The 19,827-nt window shown below is 49.0% G+C and carries 21 protein-coding genes; 19 read left to right on the top strand and 2 right to left on the bottom strand.

Annotated features, from left to right (window positions below):
• Nucleotides 1-178: 178 nt before the first annotated feature.
• Nucleotides 179-1,111, top strand: a complete 933-nt coding sequence (locus tag TES5_RS10750) for a LysR family transcriptional regulator (RefSeq protein WP_068561937.1) — start codon at nucleotides 179-181, stop codon at nucleotides 1,109-1,111.
• Between the two features lie 187 nt (nucleotides 1,112-1,298).
• Here the strand turns inward: TES5_RS10750 and TES5_RS10745 are convergent, their stop codons facing one another.
• Nucleotides 1,299-2,405, bottom strand: a complete 1,107-nt coding sequence (locus TES5_RS10745; protein ID WP_068561935.1) for a YncE family protein — start codon at nucleotides 2,403-2,405, stop codon at nucleotides 1,299-1,301.
• Nucleotides 2,406-2,716: 311 nt separating this feature from the next.
• On the opposite strand from TES5_RS10745, the gene TES5_RS10740 reads away from it, so the two are divergent.
• From TES5_RS10740 to TES5_RS10715, 6 genes are all read left to right on the top strand, one after another.
• Entirely contained in the window at nucleotides 2,717-3,217 is a 501-nt protein-coding gene (locus TES5_RS10740) for a hypothetical protein (protein WP_068561933.1), read from the top strand.
• Nucleotides 3,218-3,321: 104 nt separating this feature from the next.
• Entirely contained in the window at nucleotides 3,322-3,822 is a 501-nt protein-coding gene (locus tag TES5_RS10735) for a GNAT family N-acetyltransferase (protein ID WP_068561931.1), read from the top strand.
• Nucleotides 3,823-3,924: 102 nt separating this feature from the next.
• On the top strand, nucleotides 3,925-4,458 hold the full coding sequence (locus TES5_RS10730) for a GNAT family N-acetyltransferase (RefSeq protein WP_068561929.1): 534 nt from the start codon (nucleotides 3,925-3,927) through the stop codon (nucleotides 4,456-4,458).
• Between the two features lie 40 nt (nucleotides 4,459-4,498).
• Nucleotides 4,499-5,620 (top strand): YibE/F family protein, encoded by a 1,122-nt coding sequence (locus TES5_RS10725; RefSeq protein WP_068561928.1) that lies wholly within the window; start codon nucleotides 4,499-4,501, stop codon nucleotides 5,618-5,620.
• Nucleotides 5,617-6,378, top strand: a complete 762-nt coding sequence (locus TES5_RS10720; RefSeq protein ID WP_068561926.1) for a YibE/F family protein — start codon at nucleotides 5,617-5,619, stop codon at nucleotides 6,376-6,378. Before TES5_RS10725 ends, TES5_RS10720 begins: the two co-directional genes overlap by 4 nt.
• Before the next feature lie 153 nt (nucleotides 6,379-6,531).
• Nucleotides 6,532-8,040 carry a DUF1846 domain-containing protein gene (locus TES5_RS10715; RefSeq protein ID WP_068561924.1) on the top strand — a complete coding sequence of 503 codons (1,509 nt, stop codon included), beginning with the start codon at nucleotides 6,532-6,534 and terminating at the stop codon, nucleotides 8,038-8,040.
• A 218-nt stretch (nucleotides 8,041-8,258) separates the two neighbouring features.
• On the opposite strand, the gene TES5_RS10710 is transcribed toward TES5_RS10715, so the two are convergent.
• Complete coding sequence (locus TES5_RS10710; RefSeq protein WP_068561922.1) at nucleotides 8,259-8,699, bottom strand: Lrp/AsnC family transcriptional regulator; 441 nt, start codon at nucleotides 8,697-8,699, stop codon at nucleotides 8,259-8,261.
• Nucleotides 8,700-8,951: 252 nt separating this feature from the next.
• Here TES5_RS10710 and TES5_RS10705 point away from each other — a divergent pair, with 252 nt between their 5' ends.
• The 12 genes from TES5_RS10705 to TES5_RS10655 all read left to right on the top strand — a co-directional run bounded on the left by TES5_RS10705 (nucleotide 8,952) and on the right by TES5_RS10655 (nucleotide 19,801).
• A complete protein-coding gene (locus tag TES5_RS10705; protein ID WP_068561920.1) occupies nucleotides 8,952-10,367 on the top strand; it encodes an aspartate ammonia-lyase in 1,416 nt (471 codons plus the stop codon).
• 605 nt (nucleotides 10,368-10,972) lie between these two features.
• Entirely contained in the window at nucleotides 10,973-11,644 is a 672-nt protein-coding gene (locus tag TES5_RS10700; protein ID WP_068561918.1) for a DUF3159 domain-containing protein, read from the top strand.
• A 30-nt stretch (nucleotides 11,645-11,674) separates the two neighbouring features.
• Entirely contained in the window at nucleotides 11,675-12,385 is a 711-nt protein-coding gene (locus TES5_RS10695) for a molybdopterin-dependent oxidoreductase (protein ID WP_068561916.1), read from the top strand.
• A gap of 212 nt (nucleotides 12,386-12,597) precedes the next feature.
• Nucleotides 12,598-13,209 carry an anthranilate synthase component II gene (locus TES5_RS10690; protein ID WP_068561914.1) on the top strand — a complete coding sequence of 204 codons (612 nt, stop codon included), beginning with the start codon at nucleotides 12,598-12,600 and terminating at the stop codon, nucleotides 13,207-13,209.
• Nucleotides 13,190-14,569: an aminodeoxychorismate synthase component I gene (pabB, locus tag TES5_RS10685; protein ID WP_178137835.1), complete on the top strand. Its 1,380-nt coding sequence runs from the start codon at nucleotides 13,190-13,192 to the stop codon at nucleotides 14,567-14,569. The genes TES5_RS10690 and pabB overlap by 20 nt, the downstream gene beginning before the upstream one ends.
• Nucleotides 14,566-15,378, top strand: coding sequence for an aminotransferase class IV (locus tag TES5_RS10680; protein ID WP_068561912.1), 813 nt, complete (start codon nucleotides 14,566-14,568; stop codon nucleotides 15,376-15,378). The genes pabB and TES5_RS10680 overlap by 4 nt, the downstream gene beginning before the upstream one ends.
• Before the next feature lie 160 nt (nucleotides 15,379-15,538).
• On the top strand, nucleotides 15,539-16,402 hold the full coding sequence (locus tag TES5_RS10675) for a tRNA lysidine(34) synthetase (protein ID WP_068561910.1): 864 nt from the start codon (nucleotides 15,539-15,541) through the stop codon (nucleotides 16,400-16,402).
• A gap of 46 nt (nucleotides 16,403-16,448) precedes the next feature.
• Nucleotides 16,449-16,913, top strand: a complete 465-nt coding sequence (locus TES5_RS10670; protein WP_068561908.1) for a hypothetical protein — start codon at nucleotides 16,449-16,451, stop codon at nucleotides 16,911-16,913.
• Nucleotides 16,914-16,943: 30 nt separating this feature from the next.
• Nucleotides 16,944-17,504, top strand: coding sequence for an NUDIX hydrolase (locus tag TES5_RS10665; protein WP_068561906.1), 561 nt, complete (start codon nucleotides 16,944-16,946; stop codon nucleotides 17,502-17,504).
• A 173-nt stretch (nucleotides 17,505-17,677) separates the two neighbouring features.
• A complete protein-coding gene (locus TES5_RS15395; protein WP_198143340.1) occupies nucleotides 17,678-18,148 on the top strand; it encodes a VOC family protein in 471 nt (156 codons plus the stop codon).
• On the top strand, nucleotides 18,135-18,563 hold the full coding sequence (locus TES5_RS15390) for a VOC family protein (protein ID WP_198143344.1): 429 nt from the start codon (nucleotides 18,135-18,137) through the stop codon (nucleotides 18,561-18,563). The genes TES5_RS15395 and TES5_RS15390 overlap by 14 nt, the downstream gene beginning before the upstream one ends.
• A 41-nt stretch (nucleotides 18,564-18,604) precedes the next feature.
• On the top strand, nucleotides 18,605-19,801 hold the full coding sequence (locus tag TES5_RS10655) for a hypothetical protein (RefSeq protein WP_068561904.1): 1,197 nt from the start codon (nucleotides 18,605-18,607) through the stop codon (nucleotides 19,799-19,801).
• The last annotated feature ends 26 nt before the right edge of the window (nucleotides 19,802-19,827 follow it).

Below are 19,827 nucleotides of genomic sequence, written 5' to 3'. Positions count from 1 at the left end.
ACCGGGCGTTTTTACCGGCTCTGTAGAGGGGATCATGGGGCAGATTGTGCATCCGTATCCAAGTGAAGCGCTGAAATGATGATGAATACTCGTGCATGTGTGTTTTGTTGACGCGCATGCACTTTTTTTGTGGAAACGATGGGAACCCATCGGAAATTAGGGCCAAGGAGGCAAAAATATGAACTTGCAACAATTGCGATATGTCATAACAGTGGCGAAATACGGCACTTTTAGGGAAGCTGCAAGGCAATTATATATGGCGCAGTCCAGTCTGTCGTCAAGCATCAAGGATCTGGAGGAAGAATATGGCATCCAGATCTTCGAGCGTTCCAAAAAAGGCATCGAAATTACCAAAGAAGGGGCTATGCTTTTGGAGTTCGCCGATCAGATCGTAGCCCAAGCGGATCAGCTGGATTACCGCTATCTGTCTGCAACCGAAAACAGAAGACTCTTTTCCGTTTCGAGTCAGCACTATGATTTTGCTTCGGAAGGCTTTGCCCGACTGGTTTCGGAAAAGAAGGAAGAATCATTGAATTTCCGCTTCCTGGAGACGAGCACTTCGAAAGTGATGGAAGATGTGCGCGATGCCGTCAGTGAAGTTGGCTTCATCTATCTGAATGATTTTAACGGGAAAGTCATCAAGCAGTATCTTGAATCCTTCGATTTGAAGTTCGATCCGCTGATTGCGTTCCAACCGCATGTGTTCCTCAGCGAATCACACCCGTTGGCGAAGCAAGCGAAGATATCCCAAGAAGATCTCCACGCTTATCCTGTCATTTCTTTTGATCAAAGCAAAAACAGCACCTTGCAGTTGATGGAAGAATCGATCCAAGTCGATCAAAATGCTCAGCGAATCAGTGCCAGTGACCGCGCGACCGTATTGAATCTGTTGTCCGTGACGAATGGCTACTTGGTCGGATCCGGTCTTCTGAAATCGAATACGCAGGACCATATCGTCGTGGTGCCGATGGATGTCGATCAAAAAAATACCATAGGCTTCATTTATTCGAAAGTGCGTCCGCTCAGCAAAATATCCAAGCGCTACATGGAAATCGTAAGGGAACTTTTGGAGGGAGATCAACGCATCGAACTGACGGATCATGTAGACTGAAATATCAGTATCGCGTGTTGTCCGATACTATGTGGATATCGGACAACGAGTAGAGCATTAGCGTTCGGATTGTCCGATACTATACGGATATCGGACAACGAAGCACAAATCCCAAGCCGCAAAAACATAGCAGCCAACCCCAAACAAACAGGAGGCTATCCCGCAAGCGGGATAACCTCCTGTTTGTTCATTCCGAGAACAAGGTGTCGATTTCCACCCGCAGTACCCGGTCGATGCTTGGGTTGCCATGGTCGCGGTAAGGGTAAGCACCTGATTCGAAGAGGATGTAGAGCTGCTTCCCATCCACGGCAATCTGTTCCAGATAGGACGGCATCGTGATTTCGGTGCTGGCGTTCTTGTCGGTGAAATTTTCGTTTTCCTTCAAGCGATCGAAAGAAAGCAGCGTCGAATCTTTCTTTCTGCCGGCAGAGCGCGACAGCATAAGCTTTTCTTGATAAAAAGCCAGTCCTTGGATCTCTTTGCCGATCTTGTCGACATCGTCGGGATAAGCCTCTTCTGTACTTTTTCCTGTATCAAGCGCATGGACTTCCTTTCCGTCCTCATCTTCTGTTGTGGAAATGAGGTAGCGGTGCATGACACTCGTCTCTTCGTCATCGAAATGCGCCACGTAGAGGTCATCACCGTGTACCGTGATCGTTGAAGCGCGTTTGATGTCAGGCAGTTCGATGCTGTCCGTATAGGTAATCGGTTCAGCGGAATCCGCGAAGTCATAGGCTTCAATATCCTTCAAAGACAGCGTGATGACCTGCGCGGTGTCGCCTTTTTCCGAGGTGACCCAGAGCAGCTCATGGTTGTTGTCGTAGGCGAGGCCGCCTGCATGCGGAATGCCGTCCAAGACGATTTCCTTGATGAAGGAACCGCTCTTCTTTTCCAGCACATAGATGACGGAATTGTGTTCTTTGGTTTGGCAATAAGCCGATATGAACAGGTAATCTTTGTTGACAGCCAAACCTTGCGGCGTCATAGTAGTGCAGATTTCTTCCTCTCCGTGTTCATGATGGAGCGTCAAAGTGGCATCCATTCCCGGGATGATGAAAATGTTGTCTTCCGGATCGATGCCATCCTCTTCAAAAGCCGCTCGGTACAGTTCGGGATAGTCGGACAATCCCTCCTTTAGTTCATCCAGTGAACCGAGGCTGGCTTCCGTGTTCGTTTCTTCGGCAAAAGTCAACCGTTCGATTTTTCCGTTCTTAGTCAGGAAGGCAAGCGTGACCACCCCTATCATGATGATGCCGATCAGTGCGAGCTTAAATTTTTCCATTTTCCTTGCCATATGATCACTTCCTAAACTATATATTTCGACGAATTTGTTATTGTATTCATTTTACTATAGGAGTTTATCAGTAACCAACGAAAAGCTTCCGACACAAAGACACGCAAGGTGGGACTGGTCTCACGAAAGTATTTGTTGATGTGGTAAAATCATGTTAGAGAAGCATTGAGAAAAGTTGGGAATGTCAACCAGTCAGAAAGTGAATCGCTATCCACAAGTATGGAGTTAGCGTATAATGGAAGAGCGGAATCAGGCAAAGTGAGTCGGTCCGATGAGGAACCATCAATAATGATCAGAAAGAGGATTTTACCATGTCGAAGTTAGGTTTGCAGCTCAGCCCGGCAGACAGCGAAAGCAAATGTTGGGTGGCGGAAATTACCGGAGCGGACGAAGTATACATTTTAAAAAGAGACTTCATCCCGGCCGAACCGGAAGGCGGATGGATCCTCTACGATGGCTGGTACCAGCTGAATGGAGCGGTGCCCGGTGTCACGGAGTTCAAAAAAGAATATATCCGCATCAAGGACGGAAAAGTCAGAAGGAACCTTCCATTCCGGGAACTCGTCGAAAGCCTGGATGAAATAAAAGCCGGTGAAGGCCCTCGTGTTGAAAGGATGCGCAAGGAAATCATCGCCATTTTGGATGAAATCAAAGAAGCTGCCTACTGTGAGCCTGTGGTGGAGGGCATCGAAAAACAAAAGGAAGATTTGGACATGGCGGATGAGCCGGATCAAATCAAAAACGCGCTCTACATGCTGAAAAAACAAAAGCAATCCTATATCCAGCAGTACCGAAAGATGTTCAACCTATAAAGAACGGAATCACCAAAAATGAAGAAAGACAGCAAAAAATACTGAAAACAATAAAATTTCCGGTATAATCTTATTTAAATGGAAAAATGGAAGGCGGTGGAACAATGATCAGAAAAGCAATGCCAACGGATCTGCCTGCAATCATGGAAATCATCAATGAGGCGAAAGTCACACTGAAGGTATCCGGCATCGATCAATGGCAAAAAGGGTATCCGAATGAAGCGGTCATTCTTCAGGATATGGCCGGAGGGTACAGCTATATCTACTTGCGGGACGGTATCCCAGCGGCAACTTTTGCATTTTTTTACGGCGAGGACCCTACCTATAAAGTCATTACCGAAGGCCAATGGCTAACGGATAATCCTTACACGGTCATCCATCGCATCACGATAAAAGGAACATTCCGTGGTCAGGGCGTTCTTGGGGAAATCGTCGCATGGGCTGGGGACGAATCGCGTAAAAGAGGCTATTCCAGTATGCGCATCGATACGCATCCCGACAACAAAAGCATGCAGCGGGCCCTGCAGAAAGCCGGCTACACCTACTGCGGCCACATCCTGACGAGCATCGGCGATATGCGTTGGGGGTACGAAAAGCTACTGTAAAAAGAACTCTGCAGATTTTCAAGAAGGATTGCGCCTGACCAAGAGGCGCAATCCTTTTCGCATGGAATGATCGATCAGTGGAAACGATGAGGAGATAATGAAATGAACGTGCACCTAAAAAATTTACCATTGAACGAAGAACTGATCCAGGCAGTGCGCCGTTGGGAAAATGACCCGGCTATTTCACCGTTCATCACGCCGCACTATGTTGAAACAAGTGAGCTGCCGTTGGTGACGGAAAGCGATGTCCGCGAGAGCCTGTCCAATCCGGACAAGCGAAATTATTTCATCTGCGTGGATGACAAGCCGATCGGGATTGCATCGATCATCCGTGACTTTCCTGCCCTGTTGAAGAATGACGGGAAAACAGCTTGGCTTGGAATCTATATCGGCGATCCGGATTGGCGCAACAAGGGCATCGGCAAAACGGTCATGGCTCTGTATGAAGAGAAATGCCGGAGTCTCGGCTATCGGCGCATCGAACTGGGTGTATTTTCCCACAATGCCGGCGCAATCAGATTGTATGAAAGATCCGGCTTCACACAAATAGGCGTCATTCCTCACTTCACCTATTCACAAGGCCAATGGCGCGACGACATCCGAATGGAAAAGATTCTCTGTCACAATCTAGGATAAAATCCATGCGGCAATCTATTGGAGGGAGGAAAAACAACGAATGAAAAAATGGTTGTTGGTTAGGGGAAAAGCGATGTTATTGACCTTCTTTGCGGCGTTGTTGGGGATGCTGACGCTATTCAGCTACAACAACTACGCGTGGTACGAAGAGCCGATCGCCAAGATAACCGCATCTGAAGCTGTTGGAACCGATGAAACGGTTGGTGCAGGTCAGGAAAACTATCCCATATACAACCAAAAACTGACGGCTGTACTGATGAACGGGGAGTCGAAAGGGACGCAAGTCGTGATAGAAAACAACTATTCCGACTCACTTGCTTACAGCCAGATTTACCGTTCAGGCGAGGAAGTGTTCCTTTCCCTCAACGAGAGTGCTTCGGGTGCCGTGACAGGAAAAATCGTCGGAGTAAAGCGAGATAAATATGTTGTCCTTTTTGGGTCCTTGTTTCTTTTCGTATTGGTGGCGGTAGCGGGGAAAAAAGGCCTACTTTCCCTCATCAGCATAGCGGGTAATATATTGCTGTTCAATATCGCTTTGGACAGCTATGAAATTGCAGATAACGCACAGCTATTATGGATAAGCAGTGCTGCAGTGATCGGATGGACCGTCCTGACACTGCTCTTGGTCAGCGGCCGAAACAGAAAGACTTACGCGGCTATCCTTTCTACTTTGATCGGAACATTCCTGACTTTGATCATCGCCTATGGGGTCATTGCCGGGACGAACGGGCAAGGCCTGCGCTATGAGGAAATGCAGTTTGTGACGCATTACCCGCGACGAATCTTCCTATCCAGCATATTGATCGGATCGTTGGGTGCGGTGATGGATGTCGCCATTACGATGACCGCGGCCATTCAGGAACTGTACGAAAAAGACCCCGCAATATCCGCCAAAGCTTTATTCCAGTCGGGACGCGAAATCGGCAAGGACATCATGGGAACGATGGCAAATGTGTTGCTTTTTGCCTATGTCAGCGGAGCGATTCCGATGCTCGTTTTTTATCTGGAGAACGGCTCCGATGTGTTCCATACCTTTTCGATGCAATTATCTTTGGAAATCACCCGGGCTTTGGCGGGCAGTTTGGGTATCGTTTTGACGGTTCCGTTGGCAATGCTCACAGCTGTCCGTCTGATTCCCAAGAAAGCGGGTGATCGGCGATGAGCGTGCAACTGGTATTGGCGCTGTTGCTTTTGCTGCTGATGGTTGTAGTGGGCGGCAGACGTGGTATTTCTTCGTTCCTGTCGTTGTTTTTCAACTTTGCTGTCCTCTATGTATTGGTGTTGCTGTTGATAAATGGCTTTCCTGCACTTGTTGTTACCCTGCTGGCTTGTGCGGTGGTCAGCTACATCAATTTATTCTACATAAACGGCGTGAATGTTAAAACGAAGGCGGCCTTTATTGCGACGATCGTTACGACTTTTTTTTTGTTGTTACTGACTATTGTTGTGCATCGGTTTGCGATGATCCAGGGCTTCGGTCCCGAGGAAGTGGAGGAGTACACCACGCTTTCCTTTTTTGTGAATGTTGATTTTGTCCAAATCGGAATTTGTACCATGATAACCGGAACGATAGCTGCCATTACGGACACGGCTATCTCCATTTCATCTTCATTGTATGAGGTCCATAACTGCAATCCGCAGTTGGGGGAAAAAGAATTATTCCGTTCGGGGATGACAATCGGAAAGGACATCATCGGAACAACGACGAATACGCTCTATTTTTCTTTCGTCGGCAGTTATCTCGCACTTTTTCTCTGGTTCAGGGACCTGTCTTATTCTTTCGGGGAGGCGCTGAACGCAAAAGTGCTCGTTTCGGAAGTCCTTTCCATGTTCGTCATCGGCATCGGAGTGACCGGCATTATCCCACTCACCGCGTGGGTTACGGCTCACATGTTGTTGAACGAATCATCGCGGGATTAAAATGCTTATTGCCAATCAAAGAAATTGCTCTATAATAGTTAGAGTTGAAAACAAAGCTTTTTGGATGAGGCAGATCATACAGTTTCGCATCCGGGAAGAGACGCATAATAGTAAGTATACAGATACACCATTCAGACAATCGGAGGAAAACAGATGAAAAAAATCGGCTTTGATCCACAGAAGTACATTGAAGAGCAATCGAAATATATTCTCGAACGGGTCAACAATTACGATAAATTGTATCTTGAATTCGGAGGGAAACTGATCGGCGACAAGCATGCGAAACGCGTATTGCCTGGTTTCGATGAAGACGCAAAAATCAAATTGCTGCAGAAACTAAAAGACCAAGCGGAAATTTTGATTTGTGTATATGCGGGGGATATCGAACGCAATAAAATCCGCGGCGACTACGGCATCACTTATGATATGGACGTCTTCCGCTTGATCGATGAGCTGAGGGATTATGGATTATCCGTCAACAGTGTCGTCATCACGCGCTATAACGGACAACCGGCCACAAAGGTGTTCATCAACAAACTCGAAAAACGCGACATCAAAGTCTATACCCATGGCGCCATCGAAGGGTATCCTTCCAATATCGAAAAGATCGTCAGCGAAGAGGGTTTCGGCCAGAACACTTATATTCCGACGACCAAGCCGATTGTCGTCGTTACCGCTCCGGGTCCCGGCAGCGGCAAGTTGGCTACCTGCTTGAACCAGCTGTACCACGAACGCCTTCAAGGGCGCGTGGCCGGCTATTCTAAATTCGAGACTTTCCCGGTCTGGAATGTTCCTTTGAAGCACCCGCTGAACATTGCCTATGAAGCCGCAACAGTCGATCTGAAGGATGTCAACATGATGGACAACTATCATTTTGAGACTTACAACGAAGTGGCGGTCAACTACAACCGTGATCTGGAGACTTTCCCGGTCATCAAACGGATCATCGAGCGCATCACCGGCAAGGAATCCGTCTACCAATCACCGACTGACATGGGCGTGAACCGAGTAGGCTTCGGCATCACCGATGATGAAGCGATCCGTGAAGCATCGAAGCAGGAAATCATCCGCCGCAGCTTCGACACGGAATGCGACTATAAGAAAGGTCTGAGTGATGAAGAGACGCGTGATCATATGCGTCTGATCATGGAAGAACTTGAGCTGAAGCAGGAAGACCGCGCGCCAGTAAAACCTGCCCGCGCATACGCGGAACGCTTGATGAAACGTACGGTTGACAACGAAATTCCTGCGGTCATCGCTTTCGAATTGAATGACGGAAGAATCATCACCGGCAGGACTTCCGATCTGATGGATGCCTGTTCCTCCGCCATCTTGAACGCGATCAAAGCCTTGGCAAACATTTCCGACGACATCCTGTTGTTGTCTCCGGTCATTCTCGAGCCGATCAAAAAGCTGAAAAGCGATGGCTTGCACAAGCGCATCCCGACATTGACTGCGAACGAGATCCTGATCGCTCTATCCATTTCGGCGGTCACCAATCCGACAGCCCAGTTGGCTTACGATAAACTTTCCGAGCTGAAGGATGTGCAGGCACACTCGACTGTCATCCTGAACAAAGACGATGATCAGATCCTCCGGAATCTTGGCCTCGATATCACCTGCGATCCGGTTTACCCATCCGAGAATTTATATTACGTTTAATAGAGTGTGATGATTCGCGTTTAGACACCCGTACGTTGGAGAAACCAGCAGCCGTTCACCTCTTTTGTGGACGACAGCTGGTTTCGAAACGGTAGTGGTGTCTGCAAATCAGAACACGTTTGCGATAAATCGTCAGAATCCAATTTCAAAGGCTATCCGCTCCCTATCATTTTCGGGAGCGGATAGCTTTTTTTCGGGGCTGATGCGGATCGTTATTGTCATTGGTCCTCAAAATGGATGCCCCTGGGACCGACCGAGGTGGAGAAGACAATCTGCGTGTAGGTCTTGCCGAACTGCTGCAGTTCGCCGATGAAAGTATCCAATTCCTTCGTCGTCGGAAAGGCGACCTTCAGGAGCATCGAAAATTCTCCGGTCACGCAGTTGCATTCCAGCACATTCGGAATGCTGTCTACGAAAGGATAAAAAACCGGCTTTTGCTTGGGATCGACCTCCAGATTGATGAAAGCCTTGATATTGTAGCCCAGCGTCTGTAGGTTAAGATGGGCGCCGTAATCTGTGATGACGCCGTTCCTTTCCAGCTGGGAGATCCTTGCGGAAATTGCCGGCGAAGACAAAAAGGTAGCCTCACCGATTTCCTTAAGCGAAGCCCGCGCATTTGTCTGCAAAATGTTCAAAATTTGCTTGTCGATTTTATCCATTGGAGGCTCCTTCCCTTGCTGTTGTTTGCTTTGTATTCTTAAGATTCTATATCAGACCTATCAAGGGAAGCAAACGAATGCTGACATGACTTAAGAAAATAAAGTTACATGGGAAATAGCGTGTGATTCTTCTGTGAGATGGTCGAATATGCAGGTTTTGTTCGCAACTTCCCTTAAACTATTTCATTCATTTTTCAGGGGTGGTATTGTTTGCACAATGAATTACAGAAAAATTTCAGGGGGCAAACAGAGATGAACATGAGAATTGAAGCAGACTCGATCGGAACGTTAGCAGTACCCACAGAAGCGTATTATGGTGTGCAATCGTCGCGTGCAAAGGAAAATTTCTCCATCACGGGCACGAATCTGCATCCGGAATTAATCAGCAACCTGGCGCGAATCAAGAAAGCCGCAGCTGTTGTGAACGCTCAATCCGGGAACCTGACAGCCGTTAAAAAGGATGCGATTGTCCAAGCCTGCGACGAAATTATGGCGGGATATTTTCATGAAGCCTTCATCGTGGATGCCATCCAAGGCGGTGCCGGTACTTCAGCCAATATGAACGCCAACGAAGTCATCGCCAATCGCGCCATCGAAATATTGGGTGGGAGAAAAGGCGACTACCGCATCGTTCATCCAAATGATGATGTGAATCTTTGCCAGTCCACCAACGATGTCTTCCCGACAGCGGGTAAAATGACCGTGCTGCAAATTCTGCCTGAGCTGATTGCCGAACTGGAAAAGTTGGAGAGCGCATTGGGTGAAAAGGCCGAAGCATTTGCCGGGGTCATCAAGATGGGGCGTACGCAAATGCAGGATGCGGTCCCGACTACGTTGGGGCGGACGTTCCGGGCTTATCAATCCTTCGTCAAGAGGGATATCCGCCACCTCATGAGTGCCGCGGAAGAGATGAAGAGCCTTAATCTCGGCGGGACCGCAATCGGTAATACCATCAATGCGACGCCGGAATACCTGGAGAACATCACAGCTTTTGTGAGCGAGGAAGTGGGGATTGTTTTCACGCAGGCGGATGATCTTTTCGATGCGACTCAGAACGTGGATGGCTTTGTCAGGATGTCATCGGCCATCAAGACGGCGGCGGTGAACTTGTCGAAGATGAGCAATGATCTGCGCTTGTTGTCGAGCGGACCGAGGGCGGGCATCGGTGAAATTAATTTGCCTGCCAAGCAAAATGGCTCTTCGATCATGCCGGGAAAAGTAAATCCGGTAATACCCGAAGTCGTTTCGCAAGTCGCTTTCCGCGTGATCGGAAACGATTTGACCATCACGATGGCCGCCGAATCGGGTCAGCTGGAGCTGAATGCCTTCGAACCGATCATTTTCCACGCGCTGTTTGAATCAATCGACTGCTTGACGCATGCAGTCGCCACTCTGACCGCCAATTGCATCACAGGGATCCAAGCGAATGAGATGATCTGCTACAAACAGGTGGAGGAGAGCGCCGGTATTGCGACCGCCCTTTGCCCGACAATCGGGTACCAAAAAGCCAACGCAATCGCCAAAGAATCACTGGAGACAGGGAAAACAGTCAGGGAATTGGTGCTTGAAAAAGGCTTGTTAACAATTGCGGAAACGGACAGCATCCTCGATCTAAAGCACATGGCCGGCATCCCAGCTGCGATATTGCTGAGGGATAAAGTCATCTGAGCGACAAATGAAAAGCAAGCCCGGGAGATGATCCTGGACTTGTTTTTTTGTTGGACATATAGGAATTTATAAAATTTTTTCAACTCAAAAGTGCATCACCGTAGGTGTTTCACAAGTTTGCAACATGTTTCATGCATCTAAAATGATGTCCAGCTTCACGGGTTAGCCCTTCGGAAAAAAGAATAAGGAACCTCTTGTCTCTGCGAGCCAAGACATACTGTTCGACTAATCTGCTGACGCAGAAAGTCTCTCAGCAATTGCGCTCTGCGATGCTCAGTTGCATGGGACTCTTAGGGATTCATCCCTTAGAGCCCCAGTACAAGGTGACCGTAGGGAACGTTGCGTGGACAGATTTCCTAAATTGTCATGACTCTTGCGATTTCAATCGCTTAGAGGCATGATACACTTGACCGATTAGGTCACAGTGTTTCCTTAATCAGGGCTGAACGAACCCGTTCAGCTTTCCTTATTGAATTGGATCAGGTGCCAAGTTTCCGGATAACACCGGTTTCTGATAAATGCTTTCCTTGCTTGGAAATAGTATAATTGGGGCACATAGAAAGGCTGATTTTCAGATTTACAGAAAATGGGGAGGGGATGATGATTTGAAAACCAGAGTCAAGGAAATTTCGGAAGAATTGAAATTAGTCATCTCAGGGAAGACGGTCGATGCTGTATTGCCGCCCTTACTGTTTGCCGTGGTCAACAGCCGTTATCAGTTGACTGTCGCCAGTATTATGGCTATTGCTTTGGCTTTGCTGTTGGCCATCATTCGGTTGGCACGGAAGCAACCGTTGCGCTATGCCATGGGTGGTTTGGTCGGAGTTATGTTTGCCTCCGCAATCGCTTATTTTTCCAACAATGCCGCCAATTATTACCTGCCCAAAATAGTATCCAGCGCCATGTTCGTATTGGCGGCGCTGGTGAGCCTCATCATGGGGAAACCGATGGCCGCGTTGACGAGCCATCTGACGCGCGGGTGGGATCTGGAATGGTATTGGCGTAAGGACGTGAAGCCGGCCTATCAGGAAGTGACAGTCATTTGGTTGCTGTTTTTTCTGATGCGATTGGCTTTGCAGGTCATTCTTTTCCGACGCGGTGATGTTGCCGAGTTGGCTTGGACAAATACGCTCCTGGGACTTCCGTTCACGCTTGCTGGATTGATCCTTAGCTATCTTTACGGCATTTGGCGCCTCCGCAACTTGAAAGGTCCCAGCGTGGAAGAACACCGGGAAGGCAAGCAGCAGCCGTGGGAAGGGCAGACACGTGGTTTTTAGTCGGAAGGGTTTCGGAAAGAAGGCATTTTGATGAAAAAAGCGAAAACAGTCGGAGCAAAGTGCCACTATAACAATCGCATTCTCAATAAATACCTAGTTCTGCTGCTGAGTCTGTTATTTTTTGGGTGTGGAACCTCGAATGATGACACTTTAAACCAAACTGATCTTCAAGAACTGACCAAAATCGAGGTGACCGAATACGAGGGGAAAGATTTATCTTCCTTGACCGATTTTCGGGAAAACTCCATCAAAGGTCCACAATATATAAACACCGATGTCTACACGCTGACGATCGATGGTTTGGTCGAGCAGCCGATTTCCCTGACCTACGACGAAGTGCTGGATAATCAGAAGTACACGAAGGTTGTGACCTTGCATTGCGTGGAAGGATGGAGCGTCGATATCCTTTGGGAAGGGATCCTGCTTGCGGATCTATTCGAAGCAGTGGACATTCAGGAAAGCGCCGATACGGTCATTTTTCATTCAGAGGATGGCTACAGTACAGCCTTGCCGTTGCAGACGATCATGGACAGGCAACTGATGATCGCCTATAAGATGAATGGGGTAGTGTTGCCACCAGAAAGAGGCTTTCCGTTCCAACTGGTGGCGGAGGATAAACTGGGATACAAATGGATCAAATGGATCACCCGCATCGAACTGTCCGATGACGCGGACTATCAAGGGTATTGGGAACAGCGGGGCTTTGACAACAAGGCGGATGTCAAACCACAAATAAAGTGACTTCAGTTATGATCAGACTGTATCCGCGCAGGTTTCCGCTTTCGGTACAGACTGAGTGGCCAGGGCTCTTGTCCTGGCCATTTTTTCGATAGGATTCAGTTTCCTCAAAACTATAGGCTGGAGTCCCGGCATTTGGTATGATGGACCTATCATTTTTAGGAGATTTGACAGAAAGAACGATAGAAAAAATAACAGTGATGATGAGGGACCGTATGATACTTGTAATAGATAATTATGATTCCTTCACCTACAACCTCGTCCAATACCTGAAACAATTGGATGAGAATGTTGTGGTGAAACGGAACGATAAGATAACGATCGATGAGATAGCGGCACTGGATCCGCTGATGATCCTGATTTCCCCGGGTCCGAGGACTCCTGATGAAGCGGGCATCAGTCTGGCTGTCGTCAGACATTTCGCAGGGACTGTCCCGATTCTGGGCATCTGTTTGGGTCATCAGACGATCGCCGGGCTGTTCGGCGCGGAAATCGTGAAGGCGAAAGAACCTGTCCATGGCAAGGTTCACGCCATCCAACACACAGACAAAGGCGTCTTCCAAGGCTTGAAAAACCCGCTGAATGTCACAAGATACCATTCCTTGATCGTGGAAAAGGTAAGCCTTCCGGATGCACTGGAGGTTACAGCTTGGACAGCGGATGGCGAAATCATGGGCTTTCTTCACCGGGAAGAGCTGATCGAGGGGGTCCAGTTCCATCCCGAGGCGATTCTGACGGAGCACGGTTTGGATATGTTGCACAACTTTTATGGGCGCGCCCAAAAAAAGCGGGAAGGGGCGGTTTCTGATGAAAAAAAGCGTGACTGATATCGTGATCAAGGAAATCGTTACCGGACTTTCGAGTTTCGAACTGTTCTCTTTGTTCCGCGGCCGCAAGCATTGTTTTTTTCTTGACAGCGGCATGGATCCGCAAAAGCTGGGGCGCTATTCCTTCATCGGATTCGATCCCGAACGGACGCTGACCGCCAAAGCGGGTGTGGATGCTTTTGCAGAACTAAAATCGTTGCTGGAAGACTATCAGCTGGATTATACAGGGGAACTCCCTTTCATCGGCGGAGCTGTCGGTTACTTCGGTTATGAATTACGTCACCAAGTAGAACGGTTGCCGAAGGAAGCGCACGATGATGTCCAGATTCCGGACAGCTTCTTCGGCATCTATGACGGGGCGATCGTGGTGGACCATCTTTTGGGGAAGGTACATCTAGCTTCGCCGGGGTTCTTCGGCGATCCGGAAAAGTGGGTGGCCGAGGTGGAAAAGGTCATCCTGGCAGCGGAAGAGATGCATTTTCCAGTTGCGGACTTTGAATTGGCCAGTGAAGCCAGACCGAAGCTCACCGCGAACATGACAAAAACCTATTATCTGGATGCAATCGCGCGCATCAAGGAATATATCCGGTCCGGCGACATCTATCAGGTCAACATGACCCAACGTTTTCAGTGCCGGACGGAAGCATCGCCCTACGAACTGTACACGCGCTTGCGCAATATCAATCCTGCTCCGTTTGCCGCATATCTGGACTTCGGAATGGGCCAGCTTTTGAGCAGTTCGCCGGAACGGTTCCTGCAAATCCGCAACGGCAAGGTGCAGACACGGCCAATCAAAGGTACCCGGCCACGCGGCGCTATCGAGCAGGAGGATAGCGCCAATCGCCAAGAATTGCTGGAAAGCGAGAAGGACCGTGCCGAATTGCTGATGATCGTCGATCTGATGCGCAATGATTTGGGTCGAGTCTGCAAAACCGGCAGCGTCAAGGTAACGGAAATGTATCATATCGAAGACTACAGCACGGTTTTTCAGCTTGTTTCGACAGTCGAAGGGGAGTTAGAGGAAGGCCTCCACGCGCTCGATTGCATCAAAGCCGCCTTCCCGGGCGGATCGATAACGGGTGCGCCGAAAATCAGGGCGATGGAAGTCATCGATGAAATCGAACCGACGCAACGCAACGTCTATACCGGATCAATCGGCTATGTCGGCTTTAACGGCGATGCCGATCTGAACATCGTCATCCGTACGATCCTACAGAAGGATGATACGGCCTATTTTCAGGTCGGCGGCGGCATCGTCTGGGATTCGGATGCGGTAATGGAATACGAGGAGACGCTTGTGAAGGCGAAGGCACTCATCGAAGCCTTGCAGGCGGAATTACCGGAAGGGGAAAACGAATGAAAGTATTTTTGAATGATGCCTATTCTGCAGAAAATGCAGCATTGCTCAGTCCGCTGTCGCCGGGTTTCATGTACGGTTACGGGGTTTTTGAGACGATCCGCGTTTCCGGTAAACAAGCGCTGTTTCTGGACCAGCATTACGCACGCATGGTCCAGGCGCTGTCCGTTCTGGGGATGACTTGCCCTTATCAAGAAACCGAGCTCCAGCCGATCATCGGAAAATTACTGGAGCTGAATGGCGTTTCCGAAGGCTTCGTAAAGGTCGTTTGCATCAAACCGACCCCAACAAAACAGGCACAACAGAAAGCGGATATCCTGATCCTGACAGGAACGAAAACTTACAAAGAGGAATATGCGAAAGGCTTGAAAGTATGTCTGGCTGATGCGAGAAGGAACGAATTCTCGAAAATTGTCGGCATCAAAAGTATGAACTATGCGGACAACATTCTGGAAAAGGAAGCGGCCGTTCAGAAAGGCTTTGATGAAGCCATCTTTTTGAACACGCATGACCATGTTTCCGAGGGGTGCGTTTCGAATGTTTTTTGGGTGAAGGACGGAATCGTATACACTCCGTCGCTGCATTGCGGTATCCTGGAAGGAACGGCTAGAGCGCGGATAATCAAGAAATGCGCTGCATTACAGATTCCGTTCCAAGAAGGAGCGTACGTTCTGGAGGAGCTTTTGAGTGCGGATGAAGTATTCGTCACCAATGCCTTGATGGATGTCATGCCGGTGAGTCTTCTGGAGGAGCGTCATTTGGACCTCGGGGCATATCAAGTGGTGCCCCAGCTCCGGGGAAACGGGCGCTAATCGGAGCACACCGTTGATTCCTGGCCGCAACTCCGATGAAGCCAGTTTTATCGGAGAACGCCTGCGAAATATAGGTTGAACTCCGGCGAAGCCTGCGTTCCCCGGAGCAAAAGAATAAAAAATAAACCGGGCAGCCCGCAAGGAAGGAAACCCTTATCAGATGGAAAAATGCGATCAAATCGAACGAAGTCTCATCAAAAAATACCGAAAACCCCTATGGCGGCCCTTCATCAAAGCGATCCAGGAATATGACCTGATCCAGAACGGCGATAAGATAGCCGTCTGCATCTCCGGCGGGAAAGATTCGATGCTGCTGGCCAAACTGATGCAGGAGCTGCAACGGCATGGCACGACACGATTCGAGCTGGTCTTTTTGGCGATGAATCCGGGCTACAGTGAACAGAATCAGCAACAGATTTTGGCCAATGCCGCATTGATGGACATCCCGCTGACCGTTTTCGAGTCCTCCATTTTCGATGTCGTGGAGAATGTGGATTCGTCCCCGTGCTATCTTTGCGCGCGGATGCGCAGGGGCAATCTGTACCAAAAAGCCCAAGAGCTCGGCTGCAACAAGATCGCTTTGGGCCATCATTTTGATGACGTCATCGAAACGATCCTGATGAATCTGTTCTATGGCGGGACGATCGAGACGATGATGCCGAAACTGCACAGCCGGAATTTTGAAGGAATGGAACTGATCCGACCGCTTTATCATGTGAAAGAAGCGGATATCATTGCTTGGAAAGACTATCATCAACTGACTTTTCTCCGGTGCGCCTGCCGTTTCACGGAAATGTACGATGATCAACCGAGCGATCTGGGAGGCTTCAAGCGCAAAGAGGTGAAGGCATTGATCAGGCAGCTTCGCGAAACGAGTCCGCTTATCGATGCGAATATCTTCCAGAGTGTGCAGAGCGTGAACCTCGAAAAAATCATTTCCTGCCGCGATGGGGACGGAAGGCATCATTTTCTGGAAAAATACGCTGATGGGGCTGAACGCCCGCAGCCGGATATGGTAGAATGAACCGAGCCTCCGCAAAATCGGAGAACATTAACGAGGAGTGAATAAAATGACCCTGTCATTCGAAGAAAAAAAAGCGATATTTGATGATTACGAGGAATTGACGGCTGTACCGGTTTCGATGAACCGGATCAATTATCATTTCAATGCGAGTGCGGTGGACCACAAAATCGCTGTCCGCTTCCTGCATCCAAACGGCAATGCCTTCATATATGCAGGCTATCTGCCGAAAGAAGAGACGGATAAAGGCTATATTTCCGTATTGGAAAGCGACGAAGGAACGATCCGTTTCCTTTTGGAAAAAGCGATTTCCTTCCTGAAAAAAACCGCAGACGGCTATGTGGAAGGTTACTCGGAAAAATGGGTGGATCGGTCCGGAGATGTTCTGTTGCTGATCTACGATAATCCGATGTGGTCGGTTGCGTTGAAGAACGGTCAAATGGAAGGAATCTTCAAGACACGTGATGCGGCTGTCGGTTATCTGAATGATGAAGGTTTCTCGCGCACCAATTAACCGTTAAAAGCATGTGAAAGGAGGGCTGTCATGGAAATCAGACAATTGCTTGCGGACTATTCTCCCTTTAATGAACAGGAAGAAAAAGATCGTGAGCTGATGCTTCGGTATCTTGATCAATTCGATGATCTGTTCAAGCGCGAGAATCAGTTAGCCCACTTCACCGCTTCGAGTTGGGTCGTCAATCGCGATCGTACCAAGGTGCTGATGGTTTACCATAACATCTACCAGTCTTGGGCTTGGATGGGTGGTCACATGGATGGCGAAACCGATTTTCTGGCGACAGCCATCCGGGAAACGAAGGAAGAGACCGGTATCGAGCAGGTAACGCCGATATCGCAAGAGCTCTTTTCGCTCGAAATATTGAGTGTGGACGGGCACGTCAAAAACGGCAAACAGGTAGGGACGCATGTGCATCTGAACCTGACTTACTTGCTGGAGGCGGACGAAACGCAACAGACGAGCGTCAAACCGGACGAAAACAGCGGTGTCGCCTGGATGGGGTTGGAAGAGGCGCTCACCAAGTGCAGCGAGCCTTACATGAGGATCATTTACGCCAAGCTGAATGATAAATTGAACAGAATACAATAGCCGCTCAGCGCCGATGGTTCTCATTTTCGATCGCCAACGAAAAGTGGCATAATGGCAGTGGAGAGCATCGACTTCGCCGAAGAACTTCTTCGGCGGGTCGGTGCAGCCGCTATTTTTTTTGTCCATTTGCACTGTCGGGATCGGTATGAAAAAGATCAAGGAGGATTTTATATATGAATAAAATTGTTCCGCATTTTTGGTTTGATACGCAGGCTACAGAAGCAGCCGAATTCTATACCTCGCTGTTCGATAATTCCAAAATCACAAACATCAGCCAAATCCAAAATCCACCACCATATGGAACGGCCGATATTGTCTCGATGACGTTGGCTGGTCAGGATTTCATGGCGATTGCGGCAGGTCCGTATTTCCGCTTCAATCCATCCATTTCCATCCGAATCGATTGCGCATCGATGAAGGAAGTCGATTTCCTTTGGGAAAAGCTTTCCGATGGCGGCACGGTGCTCATGCCGTTGGACGCTTATCCCTTCAGCAAAAGGTATGGTTGGACAGAAGACCGCTACGGCCTGTCCTGGCAGGTCATGCATGTCGGCGAACGGGAGATAGAACAGAAATTGACACCAACCTTGATGTTCACAAAAAAAACAATGCGGCAAAGCAGGGGAGGCCATCCTTTTCTATGAGGCTGTATTTTCAGATACTTCAATCGATGCAATGGATTACTACGGAGTGGGTGAGGAGCCGGATGCGCCAGGGACGGTAAAGTTCGCTTCTTTCAAGTTGGAAGACCAAGCGTTCGCAGCCATGGACAGTGCTCAGGCCCATGATTTTGAATTCAATGAAGCCTTCTCTTTCATCGTCAATTGCGAAAATCAGGAAGAAATCGATTACTATTGGGAAGCCCTTTCTTATGTCCCGGAAGCGGAAAACTGCGGATGGCTGAAGGATAAATACGGGGTATCTTGGCAAATCGTTCCAACGGACATGAACGAGATGATGCAGACCGCGGATCTTGAAAAATTGGCACGCGTCACAGAGGCGACTCTGAAAATGAAAAAATTAGACCTTGGGGAACTGAGAAGAGTTTACGAAGGATAGTCAATTGGTCACTTGCGCTTTATTTGAAAGAAGGAAGCAAGATGAATAAGGAGGTTTGGTGGAAAGGGTTCTTCTGGAGCATCAACTTGTTATTTTTGGCGATTTTGTTGGGATTTTCAGGTGTTGCTTCGGCCACTACCATGAATGCGGAAAATTTGGATACTTTAGCTGCAGGTGAAACGATTGAAGGGCCTGGTTTCTTTGCGGGCAATGTGGTGAAGGTGGACGGAAATGTTGAAGGGACTACGTTTGTGTCCGGGCAGGATGTCCGGATCAACGGCAACATCAACGGCGATCTGTTCGTGGCTGCCCAATCGATTACCATCAACGGGACGGTGATCGGCAATATTTATGGAGCGGGGCAAGCGCTCACCTTTGATGGGCAGTCGGAAAGCGATGTTTTCTTTGCCGGTCAGAATATCGCCATCGGTCAGGATGCATCTGTAGGCAGGGATATCTTCGTTGCAGGTGCAACCATCCTGCAGGAAGGGGTTATCCAACGCAACCTCTTCGGGGGTGAAGCCGAGATCGTGCTCAGCGGCCAAATTGGCGGGGATGTCAATCTGCAAACGGATAGTCTGAAACTTCAGGACGGCGCGAACATAGCCGGCAACCTCAACTACAAGGGCGGAAACGAAGCTGACATCGGGACTGGTGCAACGATCGCAGGAGACACGGATTGGGAATTTGCCGAAACGATGGATAGGGGAACAACTGTCATGCGGGAAACGCGCAGGCCGTTCATGACAGTTGTCTGTTTCCTCTGGAGTTTGGCGAGCGCTTTGCTGATTTGGTTCCTTATCCGGATCTGGCGCCCCGCTTTCTGGCAAAATACAGCCCGGCCATTGACTGAACGGCCGCTGAAGACGTTGGGAGCCGGTCTGCTGACATTGTTGGTGGTGCCGCCGATGATCATCTTGGCGATGGTCACCGTCATCGGCATTCCGATTGCGATTATCCTTGGTACCGTTTATCCGATTGCTTTATATCTGTCGCGGATTATTGTGGCGGTATTCATCGGGCAGTGGTTGGCGAAACGCTTCAAATGGCCCGAGCTGCATAAAGGCGTCTGGTTGGTATTGTTGGGATTGATCATCCTCGGTGCTTTGCGGATGCCGCCTTACATCGGCTTCCTGAGTTCCTTGCTGATCGTGATGGCAGGGTTGGGATCGCTGGTGATGGCCCATCATCGGGTTGCACCTGAAACGGCAAGCGTGCAGACCGAGTTGGATCTGTAGCCGGATCAGCAGGATGGGAACAGGAA

The organism is Trichococcus sp. ES5 (genome assembly GCF_900067165.1).
In the GTDB taxonomy this organism is placed as follows: Bacteria; Bacillota; Bacilli; order Lactobacillales; family Aerococcaceae; genus Trichococcus; species Trichococcus flocculiformis.
The sequence above is the reverse complement of the archived record's forward strand: the minus strand, read 5'-3'. Positions and strand labels throughout refer to the sequence as shown.